The organism is Enterobacter cloacae complex sp. HYC033_NIDB (assembly GCF_056673335.1).
Window position 1 is genome coordinate 1270991 of sequence record NZ_CP115123.1, and the last position, 14506, is coordinate 1285496.

Here is a 14506-nt window from a genome sequence, read left to right on the forward strand (position 1 = left end):
GCGCGTATTGTATGAGGTTGCGCATTAGCGCGGCATAACCTGTTTCTGGTAGCGCACGGGCGTGATGCCGTAGCGACGGGTGAAGGCGCGGGTTAAATGCGACTGATCGGTCAGCCCGGTCGCGGCGGCCACCTCGGCGGCAGGCATGCCGTGGGTGAGGAATGCTTTTGCGCGCCACAGGCGGATGGCCATCAGCATCTGGTGGGGCGTAACGTGGAAATGGGCTTTGAACTGGCGCTGAAAATGGTACGGGCTGAGCGAGACAACGTTAGCCAGCTCGTCCAGGGTCAGCGAGCGCATATAGTTGTCGTGCAGATAGTCGCGAACGCGTTCGAAGCGGTGCGCGGCCTCCTGCACCACCGGCACATGGTGGGCCAGCGGCTGAAAAGTCTGAATCAAATCCAGTAGCAGCCCCTTCTGCGCCAGCGGATCGTTGGTGTGCCACAGGCCGTAAATTAACCGGCCAATCTGCTGCGAGCGCAAAGGGTCGTGGCGCGTGACGTCATTAAACCACCAGTGACGCAGGCCGGTGACCTCTTCCAGCAGGTCGGGTTCGATGTAGACCATCCGGTAGCGCCAGCCGCCTTCGGTGGCGGATTCCCCGGTGTGGATCTCGTCCGGGTTCATGGTCACGACGGATTTTTCCGCGGCAAGATGCTGGGTACCGCGATAGCGGAAGCGTTCGGCACCGGTTTCGATGGTGCCGATACCGAAGGCTTCATGAGTGTGAGGCTCAAAGGCGTAGTCAGAGATATGGGCGTGATAAAGCTCCAGGCCCGGCAGCTGCGCCAGATGGCGAAAGCGCGCGCTGTCTCTCTCATCAGTGAACTGTTCCGGTACGCCTTGCACGGTGAGCCTCCTTGTGGGTCATCGCTTCATTATCAGAGATGACCCGAGGGGATGCCACAAAAAATAACCAATTTTTAACAACTACAGGATGGCTTTGACGCTTTCCGCCAGCGGCGTCGTCGGGCGGCCAATGAGCTTGCTCAGGGTACGGCTGTCGTCGAACAGGCCGCCTTTGGACGCGCCGGTGTCGGAGTCCGCCAGCATCTCCGCCAGCCCGGCAGGCAGACCAACGCCCTTCAGCGCAGCGGCGAAATCGGCTTCGCTGAGGTTCTGATACGTGACCGGCTTACCGCTCTGCTTGCTCAGTTCCGCAGCCAGTTCGCTCAGCGTCCAGGCATTATCACCCGCCAGTTCATACACCTTGCCGGCATGACCCTCTTCAGAAATCACTTTCGCTGCCGCCGCCGCGTAATCCGCACGCATCGCAGAGGCAATTTTGCCTTCGCCTGCGGCACCCATAAATACGCCGTGTTCCAGCGCTGGCGGCGCGCTTGCCAGGTAGTTTTCGGTGTACCAGCCGTTGCGCAGCAGGGCGTAAGGCACGCCGGAGGCCGCCAGGGCATTTTCGGTTTCGACGTGCTCAACGTGCAGACCCAGCGGAGATTTGTCAGCATGCAGCAGGCTGGTATAGGCGATGAATTTCACCCCGGCGGCTTTGGCGGCGTTTATCACGTTCTGGTGCTGTACGGCGCGCTGGCCCACTTCGCTGGAGGAGATGAGCAGCAGTTTATCCACGCCGTTCAGCGCGGTGGTAAATGCGGCTTCATCGGTGTAATCCGCCTGACGCACAACGACCCCTTGCTGACGCAACGCTTCGGCTTTCGCCGGGTTACGCACAATAGCCACGATCTGGCTGGCCGGAACGGTTTTCAGCAGTTCTTCAATAACGTGTTGGCCAAGCTGGCCGGTTGCGCCGGTAATCGCGATCATGATGAATCTCCTTCGTGTTTGTCTGGTGTTGTGGCACACTATCACCATAACTAACTTTTAGTAAGTACGTACAAAAAGGTAAGTATGAAAACAACAATACCAACGCTCAGCGAGCAAATGCGCGATGGCAACCTCTTTGCGGAACAGTGCCCGTCACGGGAGGTGCTCAAACACGTAACCAGCCGCTGGGGCGTGCTGATCCTGGTGGCGTTACGTCAGGGGACGCATCGCTTCAGCGATCTGCGCCGCAAGATGGGCGGCGTCAGCGAGAAGATGCTGGCTCAGTCTTTACAGGCGCTGGAGCATGACGGGTTTGTCGATCGCGTGTCGTATCCGGTCGTGCCGCCGCATGTGGAGTATAGCCTGACGCCGCTGGGGCAGGAGGTAAGCGAGAAGGTGGCCGCGCTGGCCGACTGGATTGAGGTCAATACGCCGCAGGTGATGGCGAATAGGGACGAGCGTGCGGCGTAAACGCCGGGTATGTGCGGCCTGATGCCCTCACCCTGACCCTCTCCCACGGGGCTGAGGGTTCCCCACAAAATAATGCCTGCACAGACGGCCCCCTCTCCCTTGAGGGAGAGGGCTGGGGTGAGGGGGAACATACGGCTCTGGTGGTCATTCCGTTCACTTTATGTTCCTTGCTACTCTGTCACGACATGACCGGTGAACGTGCCAGGGTGGCTCAGTCGCCACCACCCTGGCGACCCGGGCTTCCGGCGGTAAATCGCCGCTTCGCGGTGCCTTCGGCTCATTCCTTCCGGCTTATCGGGGACGGGCGGAGGTAACATCCCTGTAAAGCCCGCCCTCTCGGCGCATCCCTGCGCCTCGCCCCGGCCTACAGGAAACGCCTCAGCGATTTACAGCCGGACCGAGGCATCGCTGAAAGCCCTCAGTTATTCTGAGGCAACGTTATCGCTTTTGCTTTCAAATTACTGGGGAACCTTCAGCCCACGGGGAGAGGGAACAAACACCAAAAACGGCAACGAGCGTTGCCGTTTTGCTTTTACCTGCTCAAATCCACCTGATAAATCGCGAACCCAATATCATCCGTCGCGACCTTTTGCATCGAATACTGCGCCTTATCCTTGATAAACGCGGCTGCTTTATCGGACGGAGATGTCTCAAAGCGAATATCCAGCTTAGTGTCGCTGTGGATCGGCGCAAGTCGCCAGTTGTTATCCACCGCCGGATGAATTTCACCCGTCTTTTTCGACTCCGCGCTGATCCACGCCGCCAGCACCGAACGGTTCTCATCCGGCGAGGCAAAGGCGATGTGGCTGTCACCCGTACCGGCAAACTTGCCGCCATAGGCGCGGTAGTTGTTGGTCACCACCAGGAAAGTGGAATTCGGATCAATCGCTTTGCCGTTGAAGGTCAGGTTTTTGATACGTTCTGCCTGCGGATTAATGGCCTGACATTCGCCGTCATATTTCGCGGGCTGGGTAACGTCAATCTGATATTCCACGCCGTCGATCACGTCGAAGTTGTAGGTGCGGAAACCGTCCCAGTTAATCAGCGACTGCGGTTTGCTGCTGTGCGGATCGATCTGGTTGAACTGCCCGGCAGAGCACTCCAGCCACTCCTTCACCTCTTTCCCGGTAGCTTTCACCACTACGAGGGTGTTGGGATAGAGGTAGAGATCGGCGGCATTACGGAAGGTCAGCTGGCCTTTCTCCACCTCAACGTAGCTGGCCGGATCGTTCTTCCGCCCGCCCACTTTGAATGGCGCCGCGGCAGACAGTACCGGCAGATTTGCCAGATCCGGATCGCCCTGAATATAGTGCTCCGCATAGGCTTTCTGCGCCATGTTGACTACCTGCACGGTCGGGTCATCCTGTACCAGCGCGAGGAAGCTGTACATGTTATCAGCCGATTTACCGATCGGCTTGCTGACAAATTCACGCGTCGCGTCGTGGTCATGCTTCAGGATGTCGACCAGCTTTTTATCTTCCCCTGCCAGAGATTTTTTGGCCGCTGCGTCGTAGATCGGACGCGCTTCCGCTTTCGACTGCGTGACTTTCCAGCTTCCGCTGTCGTTATTCAGCACCAGATCCACCACGCCAAGGTGGTCGCCCCACATGCCCGGCATCACCGATGGCACACCGTTGAGCGTCCCTTTTTCGATGTCCGCGCCTTTGATATCAGCGAAATCTTTGCCCGGGAAGACGGCGTGGGCGTGGCCGAACAGGATCGCATCCACGCCCGGCACCTGGCTGAGATAGTACACGGAGTTCTCAGCCATCACCTGATACGGGTCGGCCGAGAGGCCAGAGTGCGCCACGACGACGACCACATCCGCGCCTTTCGCCCGCATCTCCGGCACGTATTTGCGCGCGGTTTCGGTAATGTCGTTGACGGTCACTTTCCCGTCGAGGTTGGCTTTATCCCACGTCATGATCTGCGGCGGCACAAAACCGATATAGCCGATTTTCAGCGTCTGTTTTTTACCGTCCTGGTCGACAACCTCGGTCTCTTTAATCAGATAAGGGGTGAAGAGCGGCTTCTTCGTCTTAACGTCGATGATATTGGCGTTAACGTACGGGAATTTTGCACCTGCCAGCGCGTCGTGCAGGTATTTCAGGCCGTAGTTAAATTCGTGGTTGCCCAGGTTGCCGACGGTATAGTCCAGCGTATTCATTGCCTTATAAACAGGATGGATCTCGCCTTTTTTCAGCCCCTTCGCCGCCATGTAGTCTCCGAGCGGGCTGCCCTGAATTAAGTCCCCGTTATCGACCAGCACGCTGTTTTTCACTTCACCGCGGGCGGCGTTGATCAAACTTGCCGTGCGTACCAGTCCGAATTTTTCCGTAGGGGTATCTTTGTAGTAATCGAAGTCCATCATATTGCTGTGCAGATCGGTGGTTTCCAGAATACGGAGATCCACCGTCGCTGCCTGAACGCTTGCCGCAATCAGCGTTGCCAGGAGCGTTGCGCTAAACTTAATCATCTGAGGAGTCCTTTTTTCGATCCAAGCCACAAAAGAATATGTATGTAGTATTTGTTGCTTACAGAAGTGTGAATGCTGCCAGAAAAAAGGGCGCTGAAACCAGAATTGCTTCACAGATAGCGGAATTGTTCACATTACGATATAACTAAAACAATAAGTTATGCCCACTGCGTTAACGAAGAGGTGGAGAATGTTAGATAAAATTTGTCAGCTCGCACGGGATGCGGGTGATGCCATTATGCAGGTGTACGACGGTGCGAAACCGATGGATGTTGTCAGCAAAGCGGATGACTCCCCGGTGACGGCGGCGGATATCGCGGCGCATGCGGTGATCCTGAAAGGTTTGCAGGCCCTGACGCCGGATATTCCGGTCCTTTCTGAAGAAGCGCCCCAGAGCTGGGATGAACGTCAGCACTGGCAGCGTTACTGGCTTGTCGACCCGCTGGATGGCACGAAAGAGTTTATCAAGCGTAACGGTGAATTCACCGTCAACATCGCCCTGATTGAAAAAGGAAAAGCGGTGCTTGGCGTGGTTTACGCCCCGGTGATGAAAGTAATGTACAGCGCGGCGGAAGGTAAAGCCTGGAAGGAAGAGTGCGGCGTGCGTAAGCAGATCCAGGTGCGTGATGCCCGTCCTCCGCTGGTGGTGATCAGCCGCTCGCACAGTGACAGCGAGCTGGAGGAGTATCTGCAACAGCTGGGTGAACACCAGACGACGTCGATTGGCTCGTCGCTGAAGTTCTGTCTGGTGGCGGAAGGGCAGGCGCAGCTGTACCCCCGTTTCGGGCCGACGAACGTCTGGGATACGGCGGCAGGGCATGCGGTGGCGGCGGCCGCTGGCGCGCATGTGCATGACTGGCAGGGTAAGCCACTGGACTACACCCCGCGCGAGTCATTCCTGAATCCGGGCTTCCGGGTATCACTTTACTGAGTCAGTAGCTTATGCAGCAGGGCAACCACCTGCTGCACCTCATCCTGCGTCAGCGCGCCGTCTTTAACCCACTGTACGCGACCGTTTTTGTCCAGCACGACAATCGCTGAACTCTCTTCTTCCAGCTGCCACGCCTTACGCGTCACGCCGTTGCTGTCGACAATAAACTGCGACCAGGGATAGAGCTTCTTATTGCTCTCAAGGCTTGAGCGCACAAACATCCCGGAGCCGGGAATCGCGTCGTCGGTGTTCACGATGGTGGTGGTCTGGTAGCGATCGTGCGGGAGTTTTGCGGCTTTGATCGCTTCCACGAGGGTGGCATTTTTCTCTTTAGCGGATGTACGTCCGGCAATATGTTGTACAACTCTCACTTTGCCCGCAAGCTGCGCGCTATTCCAGGCTTTATAGCTAAACTTATCATTGTCGAGAATCAATTCTCCCCGGTCAGCAATGCCGACCGGCGGGACACGTTGTCCTTTTTCAATGTTGTGTGCGGAAGCCATCAGCGGCAGCAACAGGCAAGCTGCTGCCAGGAGGTTACGTAGGGTCATGGTGTTTCCTTATTGTTAGCAGGTGATCCGACCACTTGGTCATGCGCTTTTAATCATAAGTGCGATCAATAGGCTTTTCCCGCAATCCCGATGCCAGTTTGCGGGCGAACGCACATATCCATGCAAAAACGACGGCATATACTGCGCTGTATCACGCTTTGCAAAGATTATTCTGAATAATTGTAATCAAACGGTAAATAAACTTATGCACACTGGGTAAGTACGAGGTTCTGGTCTATAGTCATTGGGCATCAAAATTTGCGCTCAGGACAGTCGGGCCGATTGTGGCACCGCAAGAGCGTATGATTCGCAGGAGATACAAGAATGAAAATTTTCCAACGCTACAACCCGCTTCAGGTGGCGAAGTACGTGAAGATCCTGTTCCGTGGACGGTTGTACATCAAGGATGTTGGCGCTTTTGAGTTCGATAAGGGCAAAATCCTTATCCCAAAAGTGAAGGACAAACAGCACTTGTCTGTGATGTCCGAAGTCAACCGTCAGGTTATGCGTCTGCAAACTGAGATGGCTTAACCAACGTGCTATGCAGTAGTAGTTAAAAAGACGGCTCCCGATGGGAGCCGTTGATGTTTGTGGGGCACACAAAGGATTACGCCGACACCTTCTCTTCGGCATCCGGCAGTTTCGGCACCAGCACGGTCGGTTTGCTATCAATACGCGTTACCAGCAGCTGGTCGATGCGGTAGTTATCAATATCCACCACTTCAAACTTGAAGCCGGAGAACTTCACCGAGTCGGTACGTTTCGGGATTTTACGCAGCATAAACATCATAAAGCCGCCGATGGTCTCGTAGTTGCCGGACTGCGGGAACTCGTCAATGTCGAGTACGCGCATGACGTCTTCAATCGGCGTACCGCCATCGATGAGCCATGAATTTTCGTCACGCTGAACAATCTGCTCTTCCAGCCCCTGGCCGACCAGGTCGCCCATCAGGGTCGTCATAACGTCGTTGAGGGTGATAATGCCCACCACCAGCGCGTATTCGTTCATGATCACCGCGAAGTCTTCCCCGGCGGTTTTGAAACTTTCCAGCGCTTCGGAGAGCGTCAGGGTGTCCGGCACTATCAGGGTGTTGCGGATCTGCACGCCGCTGTTCAGCGCCAGGCTCTGGTTTGCCAGCACGCGGTTCAGCAGGTCTTTGGAGTCCACATAGCCGATGATATGGTCGATATCTTCGTTACAGACCAGGAACTTGGAGTGCGGATGCTGCGCCACTTTGGTCTTCAGGCTCTGCTCGTCTTCATGCAGATCGAACCAGATGATGTTTTCACGGCCGGTCATGGAGGACGGCACGGTACGGGATTCCAGTTCGAAAACGTTCTCAATCAGCTCGTGCTCCTGCTTGCGCAGCACGCCTGCCAGCGCCCCGGCTTCCACCACGGCATAAATGTCATCGGAGGTGATGTCGTCTTTACGCACCATCGGCAGCTTGAAGATGCGGAAAATGACGTTCGCCAGGCCGTTAAAGAACCACACCAGCGGACGGAAGACGTACAGGCAGAAGCGCATCGGGTTGATGATACGCAAAGCCACAGCTTCTGGCGCAATCATACCGATGCGTTTCGGGGTCAGGTCCGCGAATAAAATGAACAAGCCGGTGACCAGGGAGAAGGAAAGGATGAAGCTCAGCTGCTCGGCCAGCTCTACGGACATGTACTTAACAAAGAGGCTATAAAACGCCGGAGAAAACGCTGCATCGCCCACGATACCGCCAAGAATGGCGACCGCGTTCAGGCCAATCTGCACCACGGTAAAGAACATGCCGGGGTTTTCCTGCATTTTCAGAATGCGTGATGCGTTGATGTTGCCCTCGTCGGCAAGCAGCTTCAGTTTGATTTTACGGGAGGCAGCCAGCGAGATCTCCGATATCGAGAAAAATGCACTGACGGCAATAAGACAAAGTATTACTAAAATACTGTTTAACATAGTTTATCCGGCTTCTCGCCAGATCCTCAGAAGGGGAGTTGATACCATTCGTGTGAAGACACATTGAACTCAGCTCGTAGCGTTGAGCCGATTATTTCAGCGGTAGTATAGCGTAAAGACGTGTAAACCTGCCAGAGGTCACGTTTTCGGCAAAAAAAGCCGGGCCGGCATGGGGCCGATCCGGCGAGAGGGGCTATTTCACGGTGGATAAGTTTTCGCCTACAGCCAGGCGTGTGGCATCGCCGCCCCAGACCTGATCGTACTCATAGCCTGTCAGCTGTTTGATGACCACGCGGGTGCTGGCGTCGCAGTCGCGATAGTCGCCACCGAGCTTCCGACGCGCGATCTCCTTGAGCAGCACCTTATGCGTCTCGCGGGTCAGCTTAAATTTGTAGGTCGCGAAGAAGCTCACTGCCAGCAGCGCGGCGGTGGCAAAAATCATCAGGCCAATTATTGCTCCCAGCGCGCTTTCAGGCTGTGCGCCACTGCCTTTCACAAAACCGGACTCCTGCAACACCAGGCCGATAATCATAATCGCAATGGCGACGGTACTTTTGCGGGTCAACACCATTACGCCAGCGAAAATGCCTTCCCGGCGCTGCTGCGTGACGATCTCGTCGATATCCGGAATAAAGCTATAAATATTCCACGGAATGTAATAGAGGCCGGAACGGGCTGCACCCAGCAGGATGAAGACGGCGGAGAACAGCAGCGTTGGCACCTCTGTTTTGGTGAGATAAACCGTAAACAGGAATGCCAGCACCAGGAAAATGCAGCTATACGAAAGGCGCAGTGCGGCGGAAGGGGTCATGTTCAGCCTGTTGAGTAACAGCATAAATCCGTACGTGCCGGGCACGGAGGCAAAAGCCGCAATACTTAGCCAGCCGGACACTGCTGCCGCATCCTGACTCAGGCAATACACCACGTAATAGGTAAAGACTGAACCAAATACCTCCATCGCGGTGAAGGAGAAAATATAAATAAGAATATGCAGGCGGAAAGCGCGAATACGAAAAGAAGAGAAGAGATCCAGCACCAGATATTTGAGGTGATTAATTACTCCGCTGCTGCGCTGGGTATCAACTTTGAAGTCATACTCCTGATGCACATCTTTTGCTTCCCAGGTGCTGTACCAGGTAATAAATACCGCGATGCAAAAGACGCAGGAAAATATCAGTCCGGTTAGCGTGTAGGTAAAGGAATTATCTTTGCCGGTAAATTGCATAATCACGCCCGGAACCGACACCGCAAGAAAACCGCCCAATTGCGAGCAGATCATCCGTACGCCCGACAGGCGGCTGCGCTCTTCATAGCGGTTGGTCATCTCCGCGGCGAGGGTTTCCCACGGCACCAGCACCATCGCTGAAAGCAGTTCGATGGAAAGATAGGTGCCCAGGTAATACCAGTAACCCATGTCCGTCAGCCACAGCAGAGCATAGAGGAACATTAAGGGAGAGCTGAGTAATAAGAAGAAACGACGACGGCCAAATTTACGCCCAAGCCAGGTGTCGCCGAAATTGTCGGTGATGTAACCCATTATCGGGCTTAATACCGCGTCAATGACGCGGGCAATAGCAAATATAGAGCCGGCTTCCACGACGGATAATCCGCAATAGGTGGTGTAAAAAAATAACAGCCAGGTGCCGATAATGGCGAAAGCGCCTCCGCCAAAGAGGTCGGTTATGCCGTAGCCAAGCGCCACGCCATAACCCACTCTGCGTTCAGTTGGTTTAACCATAATAATATCCAGTGTAGGGTAGATGTAGAGGTTGTATTTTTATTGCACTGCTGGACTACACGTGACGTTCTAATTATTAATATCTATCCATTGTCTTAACTGAGATGACCGATAAAAAGCCTCCACAATCTTGAGTGATTTTCCGGCGGTACAAATATTGGTAAAATCCGTACTCTCCGGGTGATGAATAGCGTGATAAAAACGGCGGATCGCCTGCTGGTGTCCTAATCCCCAGTAACTTTTTGCGGTGCCATCAGGAGAGGCATCGCTTTCCAGGCGAAATCGTTCGCCGGGCGTTATGCGCCAGAGCGTGTTGTCGTTGAGCAGCAGTGAGCCGCGCTCGCAGTGGATCTCCAGACAGAGGGGGGAATCCGTGGTGTGGCAGTTGCTGGCATAAAACAGACCGCGCGCACCGTTGGTAAAGTGAAGCGTGGCCATCGCGCTGTCTTCCCCTTGCGTGACGTCAGCCAGTTCCCCGCTGTCGACTACCCCCTTCAGCCGCGTGACGCCACCCGCGAACCACTGCATCAGATCGAGGGTATGGATCGCCTGGTTGATTAGCAGGCTTCCGCCTTCCGTTGCCAGCTGCCCGCGCCACGGGCTTTCCGTGTAATACGCCCCCGAGCGGGACCAGGTCAGCACAGCTTTGATACTTAACATCTTTCCCAGTACGCCTTCCGCCAGCTCCTTGCGAATGCGCAGGCTGGTCGGATTGAGCCGGTTCTGGTAGCAGACGCCGAGCCTGCCGGGTGCCTGCGCGGCGGCAGAGGCAATGTCGGCAAGCTCGCTGCTGTTCATGCCCACCGGTTTTTCGCAAAAGACATGTTTCCCGGCGGCCAGCGCCGCCAGAATCATGTTTTTGTGCTCGAAGTGGGGCGTGCAGATATGCACCACGTCGATGCTGTCATCCAGCAGCATTTCCCGGTAATCCTGATAAAAGCGGCACTGATAGTTCATCGCCAGCTTCAGTCCTTTGACGCTGTCGATATCGACCAGCGCGCGCAGCGCGACATTGGGGATTTGCCTCAGGGCATTCACATGGCAACTGTGAATAGCCCCGGCACCGATAATCGCCGTGTTCAGGATGTTCATGTCGTCCCCTTAGTCAGCTGCGTTTGCGAGCATTTGTGCTTTCACGCACAGTTCGGCAGCTTTGAAAGCATGCGCCTGAGTCATGGCATTTTCGGTGCGGTGCAGGCAGTCGAGGATCAGTTCGCCAAAGTACGGGAACCCAACCTGCCCGGCCACAGGATAGCGGAACTCGCCCTCGTTATTGACGAGGTAGACGACATCCTGCTCACCCCGGGTGAGATCGACATATTTACGGATCTCGATATACCCGTCGGTACCGAGCAGCGTCAGGCGACCATCGCCCCAGGTGGAGAGCCCGTCAGGAGTGAACCAGTCACAACGGAAATAGCCGCTGGCGCCGTTTTCTCCTTTGAGCATGGCGTCGCCAAAATCTTCGAATGCGGGATACTGCGGGTGGTTAACATTGCGCACCTGGCTGGCGACCACGGTGGCGTCGCGGTTGCCGGTATAAAACAGGAACTGCTCGATCTGGTGGCTGCCGATGTCGCACAGGATGCCGCCGAAATAGCGACGATCGTAGAACCAGTCCGGGCGGCCAGTCCCTTCCCGGTGCGGCCCCATGCCCAGGGTTTGCACCACGCGACCAATGGCGCCTTGCTGTACCAACTGCCCGGCAAAGACCGCGCTTTCCACGTGCAGACGCTCGCTGTAGTAGACCGCGTATTTTTTCCCGGTTTTCTCCACCATCGCTTTGGCGTCTGCCAGCTGTTCAAGGGTGGTGAGCGGCGCTTTGTCCGTGAAGTAGTCTTTGCCAGCCGTCATCGCCTTCAGCCCCAGCGCACAGCGTTCGGAGGGGATGGCCGCCCCGGCCACCAGGCGCACGTCGCCATCGGCGAGAATAACGTCCAGGGAATCAGCCACCTTCACCTGCGGGTACTGCTGAACAAACGTGTCCACTTTCGCCGGATCGGGATCGTAAACCCACTTCAGCGTGGCACCTGCTTCAATCAGGCCATTACACATTCCGTAGATATGGCCGTGGTCGAGCGCGGCGGCGGCAAATACAAATTCACTCGCCTGCACCACCGGCTGCGGTTTGCCCACTGGCGCGTAGTTCATTCCGTCATTCTTGTTCATGGTTACAGTCCTCGATCCAGATCTTTACCCAGAGGGATAGCGCCCACTTCGTTGAAGTTGGCGACGCTTGCGGATTTTTCATAAAAACGGGGGGCGAGAGCGTTCGTCCCGCCGGTACGGTAAAACGGATCATCGCGACCAACAGGCAGGGAAACGACACTGCGGGTAATGGCTGATTTATACATCGCAGTAATCAGCTCCAGCGAGCGCTTACCCTGCACGCCGTCCACCAGCGGGGCCGTACCGCGCTCAATGCTCTGAAGCAGGTCGTTAATCTGCCCGGTGTGCAGAGTCCATTCGAGCCTGGGCGTCGCCTGGAAAACGGCATCAAGCAGGGCTTCTCGCTCAATATCGTTGGTCTCCTGCGGGAAGCCGTTGTCAGCACTCACGCTGGCATAAGCCTGCCATGGGGCGGAGATGCGCGCTTTATCACCCTGGATAATGATCTTCTGATCTTCCCCGTGGTGTACTACCGAGGCGGTAAGCTGGGTGAGTGCGCCGCTGGGGTATTTGAATATCGCGGCGCTAAGGTCTTCCACTTCGGCGTTGTCATGGGCCACGTTGGTCATCATCGCCACCACCTCAGACGGGAAGCCGAGCATCCACTGAATGGCGTCAATATGGTGCACCGCGTGGTTCAGCGTGCAGCCGCCCCCTTCCTTTTCCCACGTGCCGCGCCACCACAGGTCGTAGTAGCAATGTCCGCGCCACCAGAAGGAATCCACCTGCGCATGGCATATTTTTCCGGCGAGGCCGGAATCCAGCGCCGCTTTTAAGCGCCAGAAGGCATCGGTAAAGCGGTTCTGGGCAATAATGGAGAGCGTTTTTCCGCTGGCCTGCTGGGCGGCGATCATCGCATCACACTCCTCCAGCGAGGCGGCCATCGGTTTTTCACACAGCACATGGCAGCCGGCATGAAGCGCATCAATGCTGATCTCCGCATGGACATAGGGCGGGGTGCAGACGTCAACGATATCGATGGGAAGCGCATCCTCCAGCAGCTGCCGGTGGCTGGCGTACACGCGGGCGTCCGTCAGGCCGTAACGCGCTTTTTTCTCTTCCGCTTTCTCCGGATAGATATCAACCAGCGCAACGATCCGGCAGCGCTGTCCAAACTGCAAATAACCCTGAATATGGTTATGGGAGATATTTCCTGTTCCCACAATGGCGACATTTAACATCGATTTTCTCCGGTGTTACCAGGTACCCGCGGCATCCAGCGTGATGCTGGTGGCCCCTTTATCTACAGAGGTGCTGATGCGCTGCTGAAGCAGGCGCAGGTATTGCTTTTCGTTCAGCGGTAGCTCAACCCAGTCGTCCGTCCAGGTGGAGAGGTGCATGGCGTTAGAGAGGGTTAAACCGCGAATGCCGTCCAGACCCGGTGCAATCAACGGCTCGCCGCGCAGCACGGCGGCGCAGAAGTTGGCGGTGATGACGTGGTGCTCGCTGTATTCCGGGGCAACAGGGACAGAAACCTCCCAGCATTCCGGCTCACCGAAGCCATTTTGCCAGCGAGCGTTAAACTCGGTTTCCGATTCGCGCAGCCGCCAGTAGCGCAGTTTGCCCTCGTCGACGACCACTTTGCCGCGATCGCCGACAATCTCCAGGCGGTTGGTACCTGGTGTTTCCGCGACGGTGGTGATGAACACGCCGGTCGCGCCACTGGCATATTCGGCGTAGGCTGTCACCTCGTCTTCCACTTCGATATCGCGATGCTTACCGAACTGGCAAAACGCGCGCAGACGAACCGGCATGCCCACCAGCCACTGCCAGAGATCGAGCTGGTGCGGGTCCTGGTTGAGCAGCACGCCGCCGCCTTCCCCTTTCCAGGTGGCGCGCCAGCCGCCGGAGTTGTAGTAACTCTGCGAGCGATACCAGTTGGTGATGATCCAGTTGGAGCGGCGGATCTCGCCCAGCTCGCCGCTGTCGATCAGATCTTTCACTTTCTGATACAGCGGGTTGGGCCGCTGGTTATACATGATGCCGAACACCACGTCGCACTCCCGGGCGCAGGCGTTCATCTCCTGGACCTGCGCGGTGTAGACGCCTGCTGGCTTCTCACACAGGGTATGAATGCCGTGGCGCATCGCCAGCATCGACAGGTGCGGGTGATCGTAATGCGGCGTGGCGACAATGACCGCATCGATAAGCCCGCTCTGGAGCATCTCCTGCGCATCACTGAACAGCGGAATGCCACCAACCAGCTGCCGAATGGCCGGATGCTTTTCCGGCGCGTTATCGCACACCGCCGTAAGGCAGGCGTCGCTGACGGTTCCGGCCAGTAAATAGCGTGCGTGGACCGTACCGATATTACCTATACCAATAATGCCAAAACGTACCTTCTCCATGTCTCACCTTAATTTCAGCCAAAAAGCGTGATGACCGAAAAATAGGAAAGGCGAGACGTAGCGACAATGTGTTTTTGTGAGAATACTCGCAAGGTGAA

13 protein-coding genes are annotated in these 14506 nt (G+C 56.1%); 3 read left to right on the forward strand and 10 right to left on the reverse strand.

Annotated elements, in window-relative coordinates; all coding sequences use genetic code 11:
- Positions 1–24: 24 nt before the first annotated feature.
- Together O1721_RS06055 and O1721_RS06060 are read right to left on the reverse strand one after the other, a co-directional pair.
- Positions 25–849, reverse strand: coding sequence for an AraC family transcriptional regulator (locus tag O1721_RS06055; protein WP_032646995.1), 825 nt, complete (start codon positions 847–849; stop codon positions 25–27).
- An 81-nt stretch (positions 850–930) separates the two neighbouring features.
- Positions 931–1779 (reverse strand): SDR family oxidoreductase, encoded by an 849-nt coding sequence (locus O1721_RS06060; RefSeq protein ID WP_032646997.1) that lies wholly within the window; start codon positions 1777–1779, stop codon positions 931–933.
- Between the two features lie 84 nt (positions 1780–1863).
- Between O1721_RS06060 and O1721_RS06065 the strand changes: the two genes are divergently transcribed.
- Entirely contained in the window at positions 1864–2250 is a 387-nt protein-coding gene (locus tag O1721_RS06065; protein ID WP_017383936.1) for a winged helix-turn-helix transcriptional regulator, read from the forward strand.
- Positions 2251–2782: 532 nt separating this feature from the next.
- Here O1721_RS06065 and O1721_RS06070 read toward each other — a convergent pair.
- On the reverse strand, positions 2783–4726 hold the full coding sequence (locus O1721_RS06070; protein WP_032647000.1) for a bifunctional 2',3'-cyclic-nucleotide 2'-phosphodiesterase/3'-nucleotidase: 1944 nt from the start codon (positions 4724–4726) through the stop codon (positions 2783–2785).
- A gap of 190 nt (positions 4727–4916) precedes the next feature.
- Between O1721_RS06070 and cysQ the strand changes: the two genes are divergently transcribed.
- Entirely contained in the window at positions 4917–5657 is a 741-nt protein-coding gene (gene cysQ, locus O1721_RS06075) for a 3'(2'),5'-bisphosphate nucleotidase CysQ (RefSeq protein ID WP_015572488.1), read from the forward strand.
- Here the strand turns inward: cysQ and O1721_RS06080 are convergent.
- The gene (locus O1721_RS06080) at positions 5651–6208 is read right to left on the reverse strand and encodes a YtfJ family protein (RefSeq protein WP_017383934.1); all 558 of its coding nucleotides are present in this window, start codon (positions 6206–6208) and stop codon (positions 5651–5653) included. The two genes, cysQ and O1721_RS06080, sit on opposite strands and share 7 nt — an antisense overlap.
- Positions 6209–6532: 324 nt before the next feature.
- Here O1721_RS06080 and O1721_RS06085 point away from each other — a divergent pair, with 324 nt between their 5' ends.
- Positions 6533–6739 carry a DUF1107 domain-containing protein gene (locus tag O1721_RS06085; RefSeq protein WP_003856054.1) on the forward strand — a complete coding sequence of 69 codons (207 nt, stop codon included), beginning with the start codon at positions 6533–6535 and terminating at the stop codon, positions 6737–6739.
- Positions 6740–6815: 76 nt separating this feature from the next.
- On the opposite strand, the gene paeA is transcribed toward O1721_RS06085, so the two are convergent.
- The 6 genes from paeA to O1721_RS06115 form a co-directional block, all read right to left on the reverse strand.
- Complete coding sequence (gene paeA / locus O1721_RS06090) at positions 6816–8153, reverse strand: polyamine export protein PaeA (protein ID WP_006810357.1); 1338 nt, start codon at positions 8151–8153, stop codon at positions 6816–6818.
- A gap of 193 nt (positions 8154–8346) precedes the next feature.
- A complete protein-coding gene (locus O1721_RS06095) occupies positions 8347–9891 on the reverse strand; it encodes an MFS transporter (protein ID WP_032647003.1) in 1545 nt (514 codons plus the stop codon).
- Positions 9892–9960: 69 nt separating this feature from the next.
- Entirely contained in the window at positions 9961–10983 is a 1023-nt protein-coding gene (locus O1721_RS06100) for a Gfo/Idh/MocA family protein (protein WP_017383931.1), read from the reverse strand.
- Positions 10984–10992: 9 nt separating this feature from the next.
- On the reverse strand, positions 10993–12060 hold the full coding sequence (locus O1721_RS06105; protein WP_032647006.1) for a Gfo/Idh/MocA family protein: 1068 nt from the start codon (positions 12058–12060) through the stop codon (positions 10993–10995).
- 2 nt (positions 12061–12062) lie between these two features.
- Positions 12063–13241, reverse strand: a complete 1179-nt coding sequence (locus tag O1721_RS06110; RefSeq protein WP_032647008.1) for a Gfo/Idh/MocA family protein — start codon at positions 13239–13241, stop codon at positions 12063–12065.
- Positions 13242–13256: 15 nt separating this feature from the next.
- Positions 13257–14408, reverse strand: a complete 1152-nt coding sequence (locus O1721_RS06115; protein WP_015572494.1) for a Gfo/Idh/MocA family protein — start codon at positions 14406–14408, stop codon at positions 13257–13259.
- Between the last annotated feature and the right edge of the window lie 98 nt (positions 14409–14506).

What these genes read in the sequence shown, in the direction of transcription:
- O1721_RS06060 (WP_032646997.1), bottom strand. Translation starts at nt 1,779, where the DNA reads ATGATCGCGATTACCGGCGCAACCGGCCAGCTTGGCCAACACGTTATT.
- O1721_RS06065 (WP_017383936.1), top strand. Translation starts at nt 1,864, where the DNA reads ATGAAAACAACAATACCAACGCTCAGCGAGCAAATGCGCGATGGCAAC.
- O1721_RS06070 (WP_032647000.1), bottom strand. Translation starts at nt 4,726, where the DNA reads ATGATTAAGTTTAGCGCAACGCTCCTGGCAACGCTGATTGCGGCAAGC.
- cysQ (WP_015572488.1), top strand. Translation starts at nt 4,917, where the DNA reads ATGTTAGATAAAATTTGTCAGCTCGCACGGGATGCGGGTGATGCCATT.
- O1721_RS06080 (WP_017383934.1), bottom strand. Translation starts at nt 6,208, where the DNA reads ATGACCCTACGTAACCTCCTGGCAGCAGCTTGCCTGTTGCTGCCGCTG.
- O1721_RS06085 (WP_003856054.1), top strand. Translation starts at nt 6,533, where the DNA reads ATGAAAATTTTCCAACGCTACAACCCGCTTCAGGTGGCGAAGTACGTG.
- paeA (WP_006810357.1), bottom strand. Translation starts at nt 8,153, where the DNA reads ATGTTAAACAGTATTTTAGTAATACTTTGTCTTATTGCCGTCAGTGCA.
- O1721_RS06095 (WP_032647003.1), bottom strand. Translation starts at nt 9,891, where the DNA reads ATGGTTAAACCAACTGAACGCAGAGTGGGTTATGGCGTGGCGCTTGGC.
- O1721_RS06100 (WP_017383931.1), bottom strand. Translation starts at nt 10,983, where the DNA reads ATGAACATCCTGAACACGGCGATTATCGGTGCCGGGGCTATTCACAGT.
- O1721_RS06105 (WP_032647006.1), bottom strand. Translation starts at nt 12,060, where the DNA reads ATGAACAAGAATGACGGAATGAACTACGCGCCAGTGGGCAAACCGCAG.
- O1721_RS06110 (WP_032647008.1), bottom strand. Translation starts at nt 13,241, where the DNA reads ATGTTAAATGTCGCCATTGTGGGAACAGGAAATATCTCCCATAACCAT.
- O1721_RS06115 (WP_015572494.1), bottom strand. Translation starts at nt 14,408, where the DNA reads ATGGAGAAGGTACGTTTTGGCATTATTGGTATAGGTAATATCGGTACG.